This is a genomic window from Planomonospora sp. ID91781 (assembly GCF_015711595.1).
GTDB lineage: Bacteria > Actinomycetota > Actinomycetes > Streptosporangiales > Streptosporangiaceae > Planomonospora > Planomonospora parontospora.
In genome coordinates this window covers 2341280-2359398 of record NZ_JABTEY010000001.1, presented here as the reverse complement: position 1 = coordinate 2359398, position 18119 = coordinate 2341280, and the positions used below count along the sequence as shown (strand labels likewise).

The window sequence follows — 18119 nt, the reverse complement described above, 5'->3', positions numbered from 1 at the left end:
GGCGCCGGGCCGTACCGGGAAGGCGGGGCCGGGGAAGCCGTCGGGGCGGGCGCCGGGACCGGTCAGGCCGGCGTCAGGCGACGTCGAGGTGGGCGCCGGGCGGGGCGGACTCCAGCCAGGCGACGAACCCGGTCAGCGCCCGGTAGCCCATGGCCAGCTCGAAGCCGAACTCGCCGCTCCGGCACTCCAGGGCGGTCACACCCTCCAGGAACCCGAAGAACTCACCGGGGCCGACCTTCCGGCGCCCGGAAACCACGAGGCCGCGCCTCACGATCACGTGGCGCGGCCTCGGCAGCAGACCTATGAGCGGAATCCACTTGAGGCGGCCTTCCGCGTAGCGGGCGACTCCCACCCGCCAGCCCCGCTCTCCCGGCATCGGGCGCAGGCAGCACAGCACCGAGCCCCGGGAGCGGACCAGGACCAGGGCTCGGACGAGCAGGAGGGCGACGAGCAGCGCCGCCACGATGAGTACGTCACGCGCCATCATGTCCGCCGCCCCCAGAACCAGCACCGCTCAGAAGCAGAACTTATCCGACTTCCTCGCCTGCCGCGCGCAACCGGGCCCGGGCTCGCTTCAGCGCGGCGGCGTCCGACTCCGCCATCTCGGCCTCGACCGAGGCCTGGGCGCGGTCCAGGGCGTTCTTGGCCCTGGCGACGTCGACCTCGGAACCGAGCTCGGCCACCTCGGCCAGGATCGAGACCTCGTTGTCCGCCACCGAGAGGAACCCCCCGTGGACCGCGGCGACGAGGTCGGGTTCGCCACCGCCGCGCTTCACCGTCAGCACGCCGCCCTCGACGAGGACGCCGAGCACCGGCGTGTGCCTGGGCATGATGCCGATCTCGCCGTCGACGGTCTTGGCGATCACCATGTCGGCCTCGCCGGACCAGATCTCCCGCTCCGGTGAGACGACGCCTACTCGCAGCTTCGCCACTTTCTCCTCAGTTCCTTTCGAACCAGGCGCCGGTACGGCGCACGGCCGTACCGACGCCTAAGGCGACTAGCGGGCGAGTTCCTTGGCCTTGGCGATGGCCTGCTCGATGCCACCGACCATGAAGAACGCCTGCTCGGGCAGGTGGTCGTACTCGCCGGCGCACAGGCCCTTGAAGGACGCGATGGTCTCGTCCAGCGGCACGAACTCACCCGGCTGGCCGGTGAACGCCTCGGCGGCGTACATCGGGTGGGAGAGGAAGCGCTCGATGCGGCGGGCCCGGTTGACCGTGACCTTGTCCTCCTCGGAGAGCTCGTCGATGCCGAGGATCGCGATGATGTCCTGCAGTTCCTTGTACTTCTGCAGGATCCGCTTGGTCTCCTGGGCCACCCGGTAGTGCTCCTCGCCGATGATCTGCGGGTCGAGGATCCGGGAGCTGGAGTCGAGCGGGTCCACCGCGGGGTAGATGCCCTTCTCCGAGATCGGCCGCGAGAGCACGGTCTGCGCGTCGAGGTGCGCGAACGCGTTGTGCGGGGCCGGGTCGGTGATGTCGTCCGCGGGGACGTAGATCGCCTGCATGGAGGTGATCGAGTGACCGCGGGTCGAGGTGATGCGCTCCTGGAGCACGCCCATCTCGTCGGCCAGGGTCGGCTGGTAGCCCACCGCGGACGGCATGCGGCCGAGCAGGGTGGACACCTCGGAGCCGGCCTGGGTGAACCGGAAGATGTTGTCGATGAACAGGAGCACGTCCTGCTTCTGCACGTCCCGGAAGTACTCCGCCATGGTGAGGGCGGAGAGCGCGACGCGCAGACGCGTGCCCGGCGGCTCGTCCATCTGGCCGAAGACGAGGGCGGTGTCCTTGAGGACGCCCGCCTCCTCCATCTCCAGCCAGAGGTCGTTGCCCTCACGGGTGCGCTCGCCGACGCCCGCGAAGCACGAGGTTCCGGAGAACTTCAGCGCGACGCGGCGGATCATCTCCTGGATCAGAACGGTCTTGCCGACGCCCGCGCCGCCGAACAGACCGATCTTGCCGCCCTTGACGTACGGCGTGAGCAGGTCGATGACCTTGATGCCGGTGGGCAGCATCTCGGTGCGCGACTCGAGGGTGTCGAAGGCCGGAGAGGGGCGGTGGATGCCCCACTTCTCGGTGACCTTCAGGGAGGCGGTCGGCACGTCCAGGGACTCGCCGAGCGCGTTCCACACGTGGCCCTTGACGACGTCGCCGACCGGCACCGAGATCGGCGCGCCGGAGTCGGAGACCGCCGCACCGCGGACCAGGCCGTCGGTGGGCTGCATCGAGATGGCCCGGACCAGGTTGTCGCCCAGGTGCTGGGCGACCTCCATGGTCAGGATCTTGGTCTCGCCGCCGACGGTGACGTCGACGTTCAGGGCGTTGTAGATGTCGGGCATCGCCTCGACGGGGAACTCCACGTCGACGACGGGACCGGTGACTCGGGCGACGCGGCCCACACCGGTCGCGACGTTCTCCACAGTCTCTGCAGTCATTTCACTCTTTCCCCGCTGCGGCGTCAGCCAGCGCGTTGGCGCCACCGACGATCTCGCTGATTTCCTGGGTGATCTCGGCCTGGCGAGCCTGGTTCATCTGCATGGTGAACACGCGGATGAGCTCGTTGGCGTTGTCGGTCGCCGACTTCATGGCCCGGCGGCGCGCGGCGTGCTCCGAGGCCGCGGACTGGAGCAGCGTGGCGAAGATGCGCGACTCCACGTAGCGCGGGAGCAGCGAGTCGAGCACGTCGGCCGCGGTGGGCTCGAACTCGAAGTACGGCAGCGGCGTCTCCGGCTTCTCGGTGGTCTCCACGACCTCGAGCGGCAGGATCCGCTTGACCGCCACCTCCTGCGTCAGCATGGAGATGAACTCGGTCGAGACGACGTGGATCTCGTCGATCCCGTCCTCGTCCGAGAACGCCGCGATGAGCGCACCCGCGATCTCCTTGGCGTTGCCGTAGGAGGGGTTGTCGGAGAACCCGCCCCACTGGCCGCCCATCTCCCGGCCGCGGAAGCTGTGCCAGGCGATGCCCTTGCGCCCCACCACGTACGGCACGGGCTCGATGCCCTTGCCCCGCAGCAGGCCGCCGAGCGCCTCGGCCTCACGCAGGATGTTCGCGTTGAAGCCGCCGGCGAATCCGCGGTCGCTGGTCACGATGAGCACGGCCGCCCTGCGCGGCTGCTCCTTCGCCGTGGTCAGCGGGTGGTCGACGCTGGCGGTGTTGCTGACGACGCCCGAGACGGCGCGGGTGATCTCGCGCTCGTACGGCTCAGCCGCCTGCATCCGCTGCTGCGCCTTCACGATGCGCGACGAAGCGATGAGCTCCTGGGCACGCGTGATCTTGGCGGTGGACTTTACCGACTTGATCCGCCGCCGCAGCAGTCTTAGCTGGGCACCCATCGGCTACTTCTTCTCGTCCGCGCGGACGTGCTTGGTGATCTTCTCCTGGCCGACCTGGTCGGCGCCGAGCGCCGCGACCGGCTCGTCGTTGACCAGCAGCTCGCCCGAAGAGGTCTCGAAGCCCTTCTTGAACTGGGCGATCGCGTCCTTGAGGGTCGTGACCGTGTCGTCCGACAGGTCCTTGGTCTCGCGGATCGCGTCGAAGACGCCCTTGTGCTCACGGCCCAGGTAGTCGAGGAAGTCCGCCTCGAAGCGGCGGATGTCCTCGACCGGGACGTCGTCGAGCTCACCGGTGGTGCCGGCCCACACGGAGACGACCTGCTTCTCCACCGGGAACGGGCTGTACTGGGACTGCTTGAGCAGCTCGACCAGGCGCTGGCCGCGCTCCAGCTGGGCGCGGGAGGCCGCGTCCAGGTCGGAGGCGAAGGAGGCGAAGGCCTCCAGGTCGCGGTACTGCGACAGCGACAGGCGCAGCGTGCCGGCGACCTTCTTCATCGCCTTGATCTGGGCCGAACCGCCGACTCGGGAGACCGAGACACCGACGTTGATGGCCGGGCGCACACCCGAGTTGAACAGGTCGGTCTCGAGGAAGCACTGGCCGTCGGTGATGGAGATGACGTTGGTCGGGATGAACGCCGAGACGTCGTTGCCCTTGGTCTCGATGACCGGCAGACCGGTCATCGAGCCACCGCCCATGTCGGCGGAGAGCTTGGCGCAGCGCTCCAGCAGACGCGAGTGCAAGTAGAAGACGTCGCCGGGGAAGGCCTCGCGGCCCGGCGGACGGCGCAGCAGCAGCGAGACGGCGCGGTAGGCGTCGGCCTGCTTGGTCAGGTCGTCGAAGACGATGAGGACGTGCTTGCCCTGGTACATCCAGTGCTGGCCGATGGCCGAACCGGTGTAGGGCGCGAGGTACTTGAAACCGGCCGGGTCGGACGCCGGGGCGGCGACGATGGTGGTGTACTCCATCGCGCCCGCCTCCTCGAGGCGGCCCTTGACCTGGGCGATCGTCGAGCCCTTCTGGCCGACCGCGACGTAGACGCAGCGGACCTGCTTGTCCGGGTCGCCGGAGAGCCAGTTCTCCCGCTGGTTGAGGATGGTGTCCACGGCGATGGCGGTCTTGCCCGTGCCGCGGTCACCGATGATCAGCTGGCGCTGGCCGCGGCCGATCGGCGTCATGGCGTCGACCGCCTTGAGACCGGTCTGCAGCGGCTCCTTGACCGGCTGGCGCTGGACGACCGAGGGGGCCTGGAGCTCGAGGGCGCGCAGCGCCTCGGACTCGATGGCGCCCTTGCCGTCCATCGGGTTGCCCAGCGGGTCGACCACTCGGCCGAGGAAGGCGTCGCCGACCGGCACGGAGAGGACCTCGCCCGTCCGGCGGACCGACTGGCCCTCCTCGATGTTGCTGAAGTCGCCCAGGATAACGGCACCGATCTCCCGGACGTCCAGGTTCAGTGCCAGACCACGCGTGCCGTCCTCGAACTCGAGCAGCTCGTTCGCCATCGCCGAGGGAAGGCCGGAGACATGGGCGATGCCGTCGCCGCAGTCGACGACGGTCCCGATCTCCTCACGCGCGGCGCCTTCCGGCTCGTACGCCTGGACGAAGCGCTCAAGCGCGTCCCGGATCTCGTCCGGCCGGATCGTAAGCTCCGCCATCTCTCTTCAGTCTCCCTATTCGCCTAGCCGGCCAACCGGCGGCGGACTTCTTCGATTCGTCCCGCGATGGTGGTGTCGATGAGGTCGTCCCCGATGCGGACGGAGAACCCACCGAGCACTCGCGGATCCACCTCGACGTTCAGGTGAACGTCGTGGCCGTAGGAGGTGCGCAGCCACATGGCCAGCCGCTGCTTCTGCTCCTCGGAGAGCGCGACGGCGCTGCGCACCACCGCGACGAGACGCTGCCGCTGTGCGGAGACCAGGTGACCGAACTCCTCCAGCCCACCATCCAGGCTACGTCCTCGCGGATGCACCACGAGTTGGGTCACCAGGCGGATGGTGGTGGGGGTGGCCCTGCCGCCGAGGAGCGAGCCGAGCAGTTCGCGCTTGCCCTGCTCGGGCACGGCCGGGTCGGCCAGCGTCCGGTGCAGGTCGAGGTTCGAGGCGACGATGCGCCCGAACCGGAACAGCTCGTCCTCGACGTCGTCGAGCCTGCCCTGCGCCTCGGCCTCGGCCGAGGCGGCGATGACGCCGAGCCGCTCCACCGCGTCGGCCAGGTCGCCGGCGCGCGCCCACTTGGCGGAGACGGCCGCGACGGCCGTCTCCAGCGCGGCGGCGCCGACCTTGCCCTCCAGCAGGACCCGGAGGATCTGGGCCTTCTGCGCCGCCGGGCGGGCGACGTCGGACATGCTCCGGCGGAGCCCGTGCTCGCGGTCGAACAGGTCGGCGATCGCGAAGAGCTCATCGGCCAGCGTGCCGAGGTCCGCGCTTCCCGCCACGGCGTTGAAGCGCTCCTCGACCTCGGCCAGCGAGGCCCTGCTCAGCCCTCTCATCATCAGCGGACCGCCGCGTTGCTCGACTCGAGCTCCTCCAGGAACCGGTCGACGGTGCGGCGCTGGCGCGCCTCGTCCTCGAGGGACTCACCGACGATGCGGCCCGCGAGATCGATCGACAGGCGACCGAGCTCGGCGCGGAGCTGGGCGAACGCCTGCTGGCGGTCGGCCTCGATCTGGACGTGCGCGGCCTCGATGAGGCGGCGGGCCTCGGCCTGCGCTTCCTCGCGGAGCTCGGCCTTGATCTGCGCACCCTGCTCGCGAGCCTCCTCACGCAGGCGGGAAGCCTCGTGACGCGCCTCAGCGAGCTGTTCCTTGTACTGCGCGAGCAGCGCCTGGGCCTCGGCCTGGGCGTCCTGGGCCTTCTGGATCCCGCCCTCGATCGCCTCGGTCCGCTCGTTCAGCGTCTGCTGAATGCGCGGGGTGAGGATCTTACCGACGACGAGGACGACGAAGAGGAACGCGAAGCCGCCGACGACCAGCTCGTACATGTGCGGAAGGAGAGGGCTGGTCTCCTCCGCCGCCAGGAGATTAGCTGCGATTGTCATCGATGCAGCCTTCCGTCAGGGTGTGTCTGCGATCAGGAGGTCGGGTAGATGAACGGCGCGACCAGGCCGATCAGGGCGAGCGCCTCGACGAGAACGAAGCCGAGGAGCATGTTCTGGCGGATCAGGCCGTAGGCCTCGGGCTGGCGGGCGATGGCCTGCAGACCGTTGCCGAAGATGAGGCCGACGCCGATGCCGGGGCCGAGGGTGGCCAGGCCGTAGCCGATCGAGCCGATGTTGCCGGTGACCTCAGCGAGGAACTGGGCGCTCATGTCATTTCCTTTTCGGGACGGCCGGTGGACGGGATCTCACCGGTCTGGACTCAGGGGGGAAAGGTCTTTGTGCGTTTCTCAGTGCTCGGCGTGCAGGGAGCCGCCGATGTACATCGCCGCGAGCATCGCGAACAGGAAGGCCTGCAGGAACTGGATGAACAGCTCCAGCCCGGTCATCGCGATCGTCATGACGACGCTGACGACACCGACCGGCGCACCGAGCGGGCTGAGCTGCTCGAAGAGGAACCAGAAGCCGACCGCGCTGAAGAAGGCGAGGATGAGGTGGCCGGCGAACATGTTGGCGAACAGTCGCACCGCGTGCGTGAAGGGGGCCACGACCAGGTTGGAGAGCAGCTCCAGCGGCGCCATCAGGATGTAGACCGCCTTGGGCAGGCCCGGCGGGAACATCATGTTCTTGAAGTAGCCGATCGGCCCCTGGTGCTTCATGCCCAGATAGATCTTGAGCAGGTAGATCGTGCCCGCGAGCACGATCGGGAAGGCGATGTGCGAGGCCACCGGGAACTGCAGGAAGGGGACGACGCCCATCAGGTTCCAGACCCAGACCAGGAAGAAGATGCTGAGCAGCAGGCCCATCCAGCGGTCGGTGTCCTTGCCCAGGAAGGGGCGGGCGACCTGGTCGCGGACGAACATGTAGCCGTACTCGGCGACGTTCTGGATGCCCCGGGGCACCAGCTTCGGCTTGGAGAACGCCGACCAGCAGAAGACCACGACCACGAGCGAGCTCAGCAGCGCGAGCAGGACCGGCTTGGTGAGCCAGGTCACGCCGGAGATGATCGGCGGGATATTGAACAGCTCGGGGCCCGGAGCCTGGAACTCCTCGGGGGCGGCGAGGACCGTCAGCGCCTTCACGCGGCGTTCCCTTCAACGTGGTGATGGATCAAGACTGTTTCCTCCGCGAGGCGACCGCCGCGTGAGGTCAGCGACCGTACTTCCGGTAGACCAGGTAGATCGCGAGAACGACTCCGATGATCACTCCGATCGGAGTGAACACCGCCACGCCGGTCCAGCGGCTCAGCAACCAGCCGCCGCCGCCGTACAGGATGATCCCGGAAAGGATGTAGCTGGGGATTGACCAGGCGGCGTCGGCGAAGTCGCGGCCGTCGTCCTGCGGCCTGCGTTCTTGTTCGCTCATCGCGGGCATGACAATAGCAGTCGGGCTGTTGACTAGTCATATCGGACCCGGTCGTGGCCATAATACGCCTCATCGCGATCACCCCGCCCGCGGACCCGGCGAGCCGGGATCGACGTAGAGCATCTTCGTCTTCACGAAGCCTCGCATCTCGCCGGCGGTCCAGACGACGGTGCAGACGATCGCCGACCAGCCGAAGGCCACCGGCTCGAACGCCGTGGCGTCCTCGAACGCCCTCAGCAGCGCCATGATGACCAGGACCTTCACCGCGTAGGTGGTGACCGCGGCGACCATCATCACCGCCGGGGAGACCCGGCTCGCGTAGGAGACCGCGACCAGGCCGACCGTGAAGAAGACCGCGACGGTCGCGAGGCCGATCGCGGCGCCCAGGGCCCCGGCGCCGCCGGCGAGCAGGGCGGCGGCGCCGATGACCACCGCGCCCACGGCCGCGGTGGGTATCGCGGCCCCTTTCAGGACGCGCACGTCGTTGGCCTGCATCGGCACTCCAGGTGGCTGTTATCAAGCGAGCGATTGCTACCTAGCAGGCTCGGACTGCCGAACACCTGCTAGTGAAAGCTATCACAAGCTCTTGGAAGAGCGCCTTTACCTGCCGTTTCAAGTAAACGATCTAGAGGTTTCCAGCCGGTGCCGACCAGGTCGTCTCAGGGGTTGGGAAACCTCGCCGCCGGACCCCGGGTGGCGGACCGGGACGGCCCCGGAAGTTCGGGGACGATCGAGAGCACCGCCGTGTCGTCGCCCGGCTCGGCCGCCGGAGGGACCGCCGGGGCGGCCGGAGACCGCGGGGACCGCGGAGACCGAGGCGGCTGCGGGGAGGGCACCGGACCGGCCGCCGGAGCGGCCGGAGCCCGCGGGGATGCCTCGGGGGCGACCGGGGCGGCCAGCGGCTGCGGGAAGGCCACGGGCGCGGACGCGGAGGGCGTCCAGGTCTCCTGCGCGGCGGGCGGCGCAGGGACGGCCCTGGCGACCTGCTCCGCGGGCCCCTCGTCCGGACGGGCGCGGCGCCCGGCGGCGTGCGCCCCCCTGCCGCCCCCGTTCCGGCGCGAGCGCCAGCGCGGCAGCGCCACCAGCGCCAGTCCGCCGATGGCCAGCAGCACGGTGAGCAGGAACAGCAGCAGCGGGACGCCGACGACGGACATCGCCACGACGGCGAAGGCGAACAGGACCGTCCAGGCGTACATGATCAGGACGCTGCTGCGGTGCGAGTGGCCGATGTCCAGCAGCCGGTGGTGCAGGTGGCCCCGGTCGGGGGCGAACGGCGAGAGCCCGTTGGAGGTGCGCCGGATCACCGCCATGATCAGGTCGAGCAGCGGCAGCACCAGGATCGCAATCGGGATCAGCAGCGGCAGCACGACCGGGAAGTCGTTGATGGTGCTGGAGTCCAGCGGCGTGATCGTGATCATGGTGGAGGCGAGGACCAGGCCGATCAGCATGGCGCCGGTGTCGCCCATGAAGATCTTCGCGGGGTGGAAGTTGTGCGGCAGGAAGCCCAGGCACACCCCGATGAGCACCGAGGCGACCGCCGCGGTGACGTTGATGGTGGTGTCCCCGTTGTCGGTGGACAGGATGATGGAGTAGGTCCACGTCGCCATCGCGGCGATGCCGACGATCCCGGCCGCCAGCCCGTCCAGTCCGTCGACGAAGTTGACCGCGTTGATCATGACCACCACGATCATGATCGTGATCACCGGTCCCAGCGTCGAGCCGAGCACGTAGGCGCCGCCCATGTCGCTGGGGAGCGGCAGCCAGGGGAGGCTGACCCCGAAGGCGACCAGCACGCCGGCCGCCCCGATCTGCCCGGCCAGCTTGATGAAGGCGTCCATGCCCCACCAGTCGTCCAGGAAGCCCGTCAGCGTGATCAGGCCGCCCGCCAGGATCAGGGCCAGGACCACGTTCCCGTCGGCCACCTCCGCGTCCGCCAGCCGCCCTCCGGCGTACGGCAGGCTCCGGGCGACCAGCAGGCCCGCCACCAGCCCGCCGTACATGGCCAGGCCGCCGAGCCGCGGCGTCGGGGTGGTGTGCACGTCCCGGTCGCGGACCTCGGGCATCGCGCCGATGCGGATGGCGAAGACCCGGACCCCGGGGACCAGGAGGTAGGTCACCGCGGCCGCCACCAACGCCATCAACAGATATTCGCGCACGGACCTAGTTTCGCGGATAGTCCGGCCGCTTGTGACCGGAAAACGGCACAGAGCAACTCACAATTCGCTGGGATATGCCGGATATGCACTCGTCAGCTCACGGACGCGTGCCCTGACCTCCCCCGCGGAGTCGGGGCTGCGGACGGCCTCCGCCACCAGCGAGGCCACCTCCTTCATCTCCTCCGTCCCCATCCCCTGCGTGGTCGCGCAGGGGGTACCCAGCCTGATGCCGGACGTCACGGTGGGCGGCTCCGGGTCGTAGGGGATCGCGTTCCGGTTCAGCGTGATGCCGGCGTCGGCGCACCGCTGCTCGGCCACAGCCCCGGAGGCCGCGAACCCCCGCAGGTCGATCAGGGCCAGGTGGCTGTCCGTGCCTCCGGAGACCGGCCGCATGCCCTCCGCCGCCAGCCCCTCGGCCAGCACCTGCGCGTTCTCCACGACGCGCCGCGCGTAGTCGGCGAACTCCGGCCGGAGCGCCTCGCCGAAGGCCACCGCCTTGGCCGCCACCGCGTGCATGAGCGGACCGCCCTGGGTGAACGGGAACACCGCCCGGTCGATCCGCGCCGCCAGCTCGGCCGTGCACATGATCCCCCCGCCCCGCGGCCCGCGCAGCGCCTTGTGCGTGGTGAAGGTGACCACGTCGGCGTACGGCACCGCGGACGGCAGCGCCCCTCCCGCCATCAGCCCGACCGTGTGGGCCACGTCGGCGAGCAGCCACGCACCGGCCTCGTCGGCGATCCCCCGGAAGGCCGCGAAGTCGATCTTCCGGGGGTAGGCCGTGGCGCCGCAGATGATCACCTTCGGCCGGTGCCGCAGGGCCAGTTCCCTGACCTCGTCGTAGTCGATCAGCTCGGTGTCGCGCCGCACGCCGTACTCCGTGACGTCGAACCACCGCCCGGAGAAGTTGACCTTCGATCCGTGGGTGAGATGCCCCCCGTGCGGCAGCGCCATCGCCAGCACGCCGTCGCCCGGCTGGAGCAGCGCCGCGTACGCCGCGAGGTTGGCCGAGCTGCCCGAGTGCGGCTGCACGTTGACGTGGTCGGCCCCGAACAGCCGCCTGGCCCGGTCGATCGCGAGCTCCTCGGCCCGGTCGACGACCTCGCACCCCCCGTAGTAGCGCCGCCCGGGGTATCCCTCGGCGTACTTGTTGGTGAGGGTGGAGCCCAGCGCGGCCAGGACCGCGGGCGAGGCGAGGTTCTCGCTGGCGATCAGCTGGAGGCCGCCGCGCAGCCGCTCCAGCTCACCGAGGAGGACCTCCGCCATCTCGGGATCTCGGCGGAGCAGGAGACCGTAGTCGGGGCCGTAGTAGGGCACAGAGCTCATCGACTCACTCCGTTCAGCGGCTCGGGCGCCGGTGATCGGTGGCTTTCCCCATGCCGGCCGCGGCGTTGCGCGCCGCCGCCCGGTCACCGTGTCACCGTGCTTCCCCTTCCCGGAGAAGCCCGCCGTGAAGCGTCCTCCCCGGCCCCGACCTGCCCGGAGGCCGACGCCCCCTCCGGTTCCCGGCCCGGCCGCCCTGGGCGGGACGGCGGCTCGGCACGCCGCCGCAGGCTCGGGTCCGGCGGGACGCGCGGAGCCCGGCGCCGACCCGTCAGGAGAACGCGTGCGGCGCGCCGGCGTCGACCGGTATCCAGCGGGGCGTGTCGGCCGCCTGGTCGCTGATCGAGGTGAGGATCGCCTGGCGGTACTGGCCGAGGCGGGCCTTCCACTCCGTCAGGTCCTTCACGTAGCGCTCCCCGACGGGTGCGTCCCAGACGTCGCGGCTCCGGCCCATCCGGTACGCCTTGTCGAGTGAGGCGTCCAGCGTGTCCAGCAGGGGCACGACCTGCCCCCACAGCACGATCAGGCGCTGGTAGTCGGGGTTGAACTCCCAGGCCGCGGCGGCGCCCGGCGCCGGCACGCCCGAGGTCCCCCCCGACGGCGGGGTCTCCCCGGGCTGGAGCGGCTGCGGGGCGGGCGGGTCTGCGTACATTTCCAGGACTCCTTACACCGACTGTCCGCCTGACGAGCCGCCGCCCGGCGGCGGGACGGGCCTGCGCGGGTCCTGTGGACCCGCCTCGCCCGGGGAACCGTCCGGCCCGACCTCCATGGCCGCCCACGCCCCCTCACCCCACGTCTCGCCGTCGGGGACCTGCACTCCGGGCATCTCCAGCGGTTCGATCGCCCGCGCGTTGTCGGCGAGCGTCCTGATCGCCTCCAGATCGGGCAGGTCGACCCGGACGGAGACCACGTCGCCGGTCGTCGTCCACCGGGGCGCGCCGGAGCCGTCCGGCGCCTCCTTCGTGCCCGTCGGCCGGTCACCCGTCTCCCCGCCCGTACCCGGCGGCTGGACGGTCTGGTCCTCGGCGGGCCCGACGGTGTCCAGGAGGGGGACGTCGGGCTTCGCGGACGGGAGGGGCCCGTGCGGCTCGACCTGGCCGGGCCGCGTGTCGGCGTACTGCGAGACGCCCTCGACGGACGGCATGTCCATGGGCGCGACGTCCTCGATCTTCTCCAGCAGCGCCTCCACCTGCTCGGCGGAGGGCGGGTCGAGCGGGATCTGCAGCACCTTCACCCCGTCCACCTCGACTACCTGCGGTTTGAGCGCGCCGCCCTGGTCGATGTCGTCGGAGTGGTCCTTCTGCCTCGTGTCCGGCACGTCGCCCGCGCCGGATCCCGTGCCGGACTGCGTGCCCGGGTCCGTTCCCGTGCCCGGGTCCGTTCCCGTGCCCGTGCCGGGGTCCGTGCCGCCGTCCGGAACGCGGATCTCGGGCCCGCCGCCGTCGCCCCGGGGCGACCGCTCGTCCCCCTTCGAACCGGTGTCCGGCTTCGCGTCCCGGACGTCGTCCGCGCCCGGCGCGCCGGGCGCGGAGTCCCCGCCCCGCGGCGACCTGTCGTCGCCCTTGGAGTCGGCCTCGGGCTTGAGGTCGGGTGTGGAGTCGGGCTGCGTCCGGGGCGCGTCGCGGGGCGGATCCTCGATCCGGATCGACCTGTCGTCGTCCCTGGAGCCGCTCTCCCCCTTGGAGTCGCCTTCGCCCCTGGAATCGGTGCCGGGCCCGGTGCCGGCCTCCGGGGCCTCCGTCCGCGGGGCCTCCTCCCTCGGCTGGTCACCCGTCTGCGAGCCGTCCCAGCGGGGGTTCCCCCCGCTCTCCGGCACGGCGGGCTTCAGGTCCTCGGTCCTGGGCGTCTCGGTCCTGGGCGTCTCGGCCTTCGGCGGATCCTGCTTCGACGCCTCCGGAGCCGGTGTCCCCGCCTTCGGCTCCTCCGGCTTCGATCCCGGTGCCTCCGGAGCGGGCGTGCCGCCCGTCTTCGGCTCCCCCGTCTTCGGTTCCTCCGACCCCGGCGTCCCCGCCCTGGGCTCGTCCTGCTCCGGCCGCTGCGGAGCCGGGGTCCGCGCCTCGGGCGTCCCGGACTCCGGGCCGGCGGCCTTCGGACCGGGCGTGGGGTCCGCGTCCTGCCCGACCTTCTTCTCCAGCAGCGCGACGCGGGCCGAGACGTCCCGGACCATCGTGTCGCACTCGTCGGCGACCTGGACCGGGCGGTGGGCGGACTGCGAGGACAGCCCGGCCCCGCTCATCAGGCGGGTCACCCGGCTCTCGACCGTCCGCATCTGCTCGGCGGCCCGCTTCACCTCGGCGAGCAGGTCACGGACCAGCGCGGGGTCCATTCCGTCGAACTTGCCCATGGGCGTCTCCCGGGGAGTTGGCGGCCGAATTCACGGTACCGGGAGGACGCTCCCGCGTCACGGTGATAATCAGCCGGTATCAATCATGGACGCGGGCCGCGGTCCTGGCGGATCCGCCCGCCGGTGGTGCCCTGCGGCGCCTCCTGGCCGTAGGGTGTCGGCAGGTCGCACGGCGATATGCGTGCATACCGGGATGTACCGGATTCGATAGGGGTCAGCTCGATGCGTCGCGTCCGCCGGCTGCTACTGATCATCGGCGCCGCCGTGGTCCTGATGGGCGTCTGCGGCGCCGGTGCGCTCTACGCGTTCCAGGTGAGCCTCGACGGCGACATCACCCGCCTGCCCGGCGCGCTGCCCACCGACGAGGCCGAACGGCCCCCGCCCGAGCCCGGCGTCGGGGAGAACTGGCTGCTGGTCGGGACCGACACCCGCTCCGAGGAGACGACGACCGGCGAGGACGCGCGCGGGGAGCTCTGGCGGCCGGGGCAGCAGCGCACCGACACGATCATGCTGATCCACCTCTCCGAGGGGCGCAACCTCGTCTCCGTGGTCTCCATCCCCCGGGACTCGTGGGTCACCGTCCCGGGGAAGGGCAAGGCGAAGATCAACGCCGCCTTCTCCTGGGGCGGGCCCGCCCTGCTGATCAGGACCGTCGAGAAACTCACCGGCGTCCGGATCGACCACTACGCCGCGATCGACTTCCGGGGGTTCGCCGCGGCCGTCGACGCGATCGGCGGGGTCGACGTCGACATCGCCGAGACGGTCTACGACCCCTACCGCAAGGTCACCTGGAAGGCCGGCGTCCAGCACCTCGGCGGGGAGGAGGCCCTGCTCTTCGTCCGTCAGCGCGCCAACCTCCCGGGAGGCGACCTCGACCGGATCAAACGCCAGCAGGCGCTGCTGAGCTCCATCGCCGACAAGGTGCTCAGCGCCGAGACGCTCACCAACCCCGTCAAGGTCAACGACCTGCTGCGCGCCCTGACCAAGGCCTTCAGCGTCGACGCGGGGGTCACCACGGGCATGCTCAGGTCCCGGATGCTCGACCTGGCCGGTCTCGACTCCCTCGACTACGTCACGATGCCGGTGGAGGGCACCGGCACGAGGAGCCGCCAGAGCGTCGTCCTGCTGGACATGCCCGAGGTCCGCGCGCTCAGCGCGGCGATCCAGGACGACCGCATCGACGACTACGTCCGGGAGCACGACAGCGGCAACGCGGTGGACACGGTGCGCTGACCGCCCCCGCCCCGGGCGGCCTCCCGGCCGGAACGCGGGCCGGGGGCGGATGCGGCTCCCCTCAGGACGTGGACCGGGTCAGGCCCCGGGCCGACCGGGCCGCGGACCGGCCGGACCCCGGTCAGGCTTCGGACTCCGGGCCCGCGTCGGTCGCCACGTAGCCGATCACCTCGCGCAGCTTCTCCACCGGTACGGCCCCGCGGCGCAGCAGCCGGGGCACGGCCGTGGTCAGGTCGAGGATCGTGGACGGGACCGAGTCCGCGCAGGGCCCCCCGTCGAGATAGACCGAGACCGCGTCGCCGAGCTGCTTCTCGGCCTCCTCCGCCGTGGTCGCGGCGGGGGCGCCGGAGCGGTTGGCACTGGAGACGGCCATCGGGCCGGTGTCCTTGAGCAGGTCCAGGGCGACCGCGTGCAGCGGCATCCGGAGCGCGACGGTGCCCTTGGTCTCGCCCAGGTCCCACGAGAGCGACCGGTTGACCCGGCAGATGAGCGTGAGCGGGCCGGGCCAGAAGGAGTCGACGAGGTCCTGGCCGTACGGCCCCAGGTTCTCCACCAGCGCGTTCGCCGCGCGCACGGTGCCGACGAGGACGGGCACCGGCATGTCCCTGCCGCGTCCCTTGGCCTCCAGCAGGAGGTTCACCGCGGACGGGGTGAAGGCATCGGCGCCGATGCCGTAGACGGTGTCCGTCGGGAGCACCACCAGCTCGCCGCGCCGTACGGCCGATGCCGCGTCGGTCAGGCCCGCCGCCCTCTGCTCGGCGTCGGCGCAGTCATAGCGTCTGCTCACGGCGTTCCTTCCTGTTCCCGGCCGGGATCCTACTCCTGGCCGAAACGAGCGGTGACGAAGCGGTCCCTGCGGGCGAGGTCCTGCCGGCTGCGCACGTCGCGCCAGCCGTTCTCCTCGGAGAAGATCAGATAGACCGGGGTGCCCTGCTCGTCGGCGTGCTCCACGGCGACGAACCCGCCCGGCCGGAGCAGCCTGCGCGCGGTCCGCTCCACCGCCCTGACCTCGTCGAGGCCGTCGCGCCCTGAGCCGAACAGGGCGCGGTGCGGGTCGTAGTCGCGCACCTCGGGGTCGCGCGGGATCGCACCCGGCGGGATGTAGGGCGGGTTGGACACCACCAGGTCCACCTGGCCGTTCAGCTCGGGCAGCGCGTCGGCGAGGTCCTCGGGGTGCAGGTGCACCCGGCCCTGGCCCTGCTCCAGGATGTTGCGCTTGGCCCACCGGTAGGCGTCCGGGTCGACCTCGACCGCGTGCACGGTGGCCAGGGCGACCTCCTGGGCGATGGACAGCGCGATCGCGCCGGAGCCGGTGCCGAGGTCCACCACGACCGGGGAGGCGACGTCCATCTCCTGCAGCCGCTCGATGGCCCAGCCCGTCATCACCTCGGTCTCCGGGCGCGGCACGAAGACGCCGGGCCCGACCTCCAGGGACAGGTAGCGGAAGTACGCCCGCCCGGTGATGTGCTGGAGAGGTTCGCGGGCCTCGCGCCGGGCGACGCCCTCCCAGAACAGCGCGTCGAAGTCCGCGTCGGCCACGGTGTGCAGCTCGCTGCGCCGTACGCCGTGGACGTAGGCGGCGATCTCCTCGGCGTCGGTGCGCGGCGACGGCACACCTGCCTCGGCGAGCCGGGCGGTGGCGAGGGCGATCTCGTCCAGCAGAAAGGTCATGGCGGGGGTTCTAGGCGTGGGCGGCGAGCTTCTCCGCCATCTCGGCGTCGAGCAGGGACTGGATGACGGCCGACAGGTCCCCGTCCAGCACCTGGTCGAGGTTGTAGGCCTTGAAGCCGGTGCGGTGGTCGGAGATGCGGTTCTCGGGGAAGTTGTAGGTGCGGATGCGCTCGGAGCGGTCGACCGTGCGGATCTGCGACTTGCGCTCGGCCATCGCGGCGGCGTTGGCCTCCTCTTCGGCGATGGCCTGCAGGCGGGCCCGGAGGATGCGCATGGCCGACTCCTTGTTCTGGAGCTGGCTCTTCTCGTTCTGGCAGGAGGCGACCACCCCGGTCGGGATGTGCGTGATGCGCACCGCCGAGTCGGTGGTGTTGACGCTCTGGCCGCCGGGGCCGCTGGAGCGGTAGACGTCGATGCGCAGGTCGTTCGGGTCGATCTGGACGTCGACCTCCTCGGCCTCCGGGTAGACCAGGACGCCCGCCGCGCTGGTGTGGATGCGGCCCTGCGACTCGGTGACCGGCACGCGCTGCACGCGGTGCACGCCGCCCTCGAACTTCAGCCTGGACCAGACGCCCTCGTCGCCCCTGGCCTTCACCGCGACCGTGACGTCCTTGTAACCGCCCAGGTCGGAGTGGGTCATGTCGATGATCTCGGTCTTCCAGCCGACCCGCTCGGCGTAGCGGAGGTACATCCGCAGGAGGTCGCCGGCGAACAGCGCCGACTCCTCGCCGCCCTCACCCGCCTTGATCTCCATGATGATGTCCTTGTCATCGTTGGGATCGCGCGGGACGAGCAGGTGGCGGAGCCTCTCCTCCAGCTCGGGGATCCTCGCCTCGAGCTCCTTGGCCTCCTCGGCGAAGGCCTCGTCCTCGGACGCCAGCTCCCTGGCCGTGGCCAGGTCGCTCCGGACGCCCTCGAGCTCGCGGTGGGTGTTGATGATCGGGGTCAGTTCGGCGTAGCGCCTGCCGAACGTGCGCGCCTGCGTCGGGTGCGCGTGCACGGTGGGGTCGCCGAGCTTGAGTTCCAGCTCCGCGTACTCACTGAGCAGCTCGTCGAGGTTCACCGCACGTCCTTCTTCCTTTGGAAAGCCCTCGGCCGTGGAAGGCCGCCGGGAAAGCCCGCCGCTTCACCACGAACGCCGACCCGGGCGCACCCTCCGCGAGCGGTGAGTGGTTCCGAGCCGGCGTCGGGAGCTGGGCTACTTGCCCGTGGCCTTCTTGCCGAAGCGCTTCTCGAAGCGGGCGACCCGGCCGCCGGTGTCCAGGATCTTCTGCTTGCCCGTGTAGAACGGGTGGCAGGCCGAGCACACGTCGGCGTGGATCGCGCCGTTCTTGGCGGTGCTGCGGGTGGTGAAGGTGTTGCCGCAGGTGCAGGTCACCTGGGTGGTGACGTACTCCGGGTGAATGTCGGGCTTCATGACTGTCGTCCTCTCCAAGGCGCGGTCGCCGGGTCGCCAGGGTCCACCCCCGCGGAGGCGGGGAGAACACACTGAGGTGCGAGTGGGCGGGAACCGGAACCGCTGCGGTTCGGCTACCAGTGTGCCAGATCCTTCAACCATCCCAGGCCACCGGACATTCCCCCGCCCTCCCCGCGCCCGCCCCTC

The 18119-nt window shown here is 70.8% G+C and carries 20 protein-coding genes; 1 reads left to right on the top strand and 19 read right to left on the bottom strand.

What is annotated here, in order from left to right:
• Positions 1-73: 73 nt before the first annotated feature.
• From HS048_RS10750 to HS048_RS10680, 15 genes are all read right to left on the bottom strand, one after another.
• On the bottom strand, positions 74-511 hold the full coding sequence (locus HS048_RS10750) for a DUF2550 domain-containing protein (RefSeq protein WP_231647188.1): 438 nt from the start codon (positions 509-511) through the stop codon (positions 74-76).
• 16 nt (positions 512-527) lie between these two features.
• Positions 528-932 carry a F0F1 ATP synthase subunit epsilon gene (locus tag HS048_RS10745; protein WP_068894846.1) on the bottom strand — a complete coding sequence of 135 codons (405 nt, stop codon included), beginning with the start codon at positions 930-932 and terminating at the stop codon, positions 528-530.
• A 66-nt stretch (positions 933-998) separates the two neighbouring features.
• Positions 999-2435 (bottom strand): F0F1 ATP synthase subunit beta, encoded by a 1437-nt coding sequence (gene atpD / locus HS048_RS10740; RefSeq protein WP_196466866.1) that lies wholly within the window; start codon positions 2433-2435, stop codon positions 999-1001.
• Between the two features lies 1 nt (position 2436).
• Positions 2437-3336 (bottom strand): F0F1 ATP synthase subunit gamma, encoded by a 900-nt coding sequence (locus HS048_RS10735; RefSeq protein WP_068894843.1) that lies wholly within the window; start codon positions 3334-3336, stop codon positions 2437-2439.
• 3 nt (positions 3337-3339) lie between these two features.
• Positions 3340-4989 (bottom strand): F0F1 ATP synthase subunit alpha, encoded by a 1650-nt coding sequence (gene atpA / locus HS048_RS10730; protein WP_068894841.1) that lies wholly within the window; start codon positions 4987-4989, stop codon positions 3340-3342.
• A 23-nt stretch (positions 4990-5012) separates the two neighbouring features.
• Positions 5013-5825: a F0F1 ATP synthase subunit delta gene (locus tag HS048_RS10725; RefSeq protein ID WP_196466865.1), complete on the bottom strand. Its 813-nt coding sequence runs from the start codon at positions 5823-5825 to the stop codon at positions 5013-5015.
• Positions 5825-6370 (bottom strand): F0F1 ATP synthase subunit B, encoded by a 546-nt coding sequence (locus HS048_RS10720; protein WP_068894837.1) that lies wholly within the window; start codon positions 6368-6370, stop codon positions 5825-5827. Before HS048_RS10720 ends, HS048_RS10725 begins: the two co-directional genes overlap by 1 nt.
• Positions 6371-6402: 32 nt before the next feature.
• The gene (gene atpE / locus HS048_RS10715; RefSeq protein WP_068894835.1) at positions 6403-6639 is read right to left on the bottom strand and encodes an ATP synthase F0 subunit C; all 237 of its coding nucleotides are present in this window, start codon (positions 6637-6639) and stop codon (positions 6403-6405) included.
• A 78-nt stretch (positions 6640-6717) separates the two neighbouring features.
• A complete protein-coding gene (gene atpB / locus HS048_RS10710; RefSeq protein ID WP_068894833.1) occupies positions 6718-7509 on the bottom strand; it encodes a F0F1 ATP synthase subunit A in 792 nt (263 codons plus the stop codon).
• A gap of 67 nt (positions 7510-7576) precedes the next feature.
• Positions 7577-7792 carry an AtpZ/AtpI family protein gene (locus HS048_RS10705; protein ID WP_230880801.1) on the bottom strand — a complete coding sequence of 72 codons (216 nt, stop codon included), beginning with the start codon at positions 7790-7792 and terminating at the stop codon, positions 7577-7579.
• A 78-nt stretch (positions 7793-7870) separates the two neighbouring features.
• Entirely contained in the window at positions 7871-8287 is a 417-nt protein-coding gene (locus HS048_RS10700) for a hypothetical protein (RefSeq protein WP_068894831.1), read from the bottom strand.
• Positions 8288-8451: 164 nt separating this feature from the next.
• Positions 8452-9948 (bottom strand): MraY family glycosyltransferase, encoded by a 1497-nt coding sequence (locus HS048_RS10695; RefSeq protein ID WP_307832420.1) that lies wholly within the window; start codon positions 9946-9948, stop codon positions 8452-8454.
• 57 nt (positions 9949-10005) lie between these two features.
• Positions 10006-11271: a serine hydroxymethyltransferase gene (gene glyA, locus HS048_RS10690; protein ID WP_068894830.1), complete on the bottom strand. Its 1266-nt coding sequence runs from the start codon at positions 11269-11271 to the stop codon at positions 10006-10008.
• A 268-nt stretch (positions 11272-11539) separates the two neighbouring features.
• On the bottom strand, positions 11540-11920 hold the full coding sequence (locus HS048_RS10685; RefSeq protein WP_068894828.1) for a hypothetical protein: 381 nt from the start codon (positions 11918-11920) through the stop codon (positions 11540-11542).
• Positions 11921-11932: 12 nt separating this feature from the next.
• Positions 11933-13612: a hypothetical protein gene (locus HS048_RS10680; RefSeq protein WP_196466863.1), complete on the bottom strand. Its 1680-nt coding sequence runs from the start codon at positions 13610-13612 to the stop codon at positions 11933-11935.
• Positions 13613-13834: 222 nt separating this feature from the next.
• Between HS048_RS10680 and HS048_RS10675 the strand changes: the two genes are divergently transcribed.
• Positions 13835-14845, top strand: a complete 1011-nt coding sequence (locus HS048_RS10675) for an LCP family protein (protein WP_196466862.1) — start codon at positions 13835-13837, stop codon at positions 14843-14845.
• A 121-nt stretch (positions 14846-14966) separates the two neighbouring features.
• Here the strand turns inward: HS048_RS10675 and HS048_RS10670 are convergent, their stop codons facing one another.
• The 4 genes from HS048_RS10670 to rpmE all read right to left on the bottom strand — a co-directional run bounded on the left by HS048_RS10670 (position 14967) and on the right by rpmE (position 17933).
• Positions 14967-15632: an L-threonylcarbamoyladenylate synthase gene (locus tag HS048_RS10670; RefSeq protein ID WP_068894825.1), complete on the bottom strand. Its 666-nt coding sequence runs from the start codon at positions 15630-15632 to the stop codon at positions 14967-14969.
• 29 nt (positions 15633-15661) lie between these two features.
• The gene (gene prmC, locus HS048_RS10665) at positions 15662-16516 is read right to left on the bottom strand and encodes a peptide chain release factor N(5)-glutamine methyltransferase (protein ID WP_068894823.1); all 855 of its coding nucleotides are present in this window, start codon (positions 16514-16516) and stop codon (positions 15662-15664) included.
• A gap of 10 nt (positions 16517-16526) precedes the next feature.
• A complete protein-coding gene (prfA, locus tag HS048_RS10660) occupies positions 16527-17579 on the bottom strand; it encodes a peptide chain release factor 1 (protein WP_068894821.1) in 1053 nt (350 codons plus the stop codon).
• Positions 17580-17714: 135 nt separating this feature from the next.
• A complete protein-coding gene (gene rpmE, locus HS048_RS10655; RefSeq protein ID WP_068894819.1) occupies positions 17715-17933 on the bottom strand; it encodes a 50S ribosomal protein L31 in 219 nt (72 codons plus the stop codon).
• Between the last annotated feature and the right edge of the window lie 186 nt (positions 17934-18119).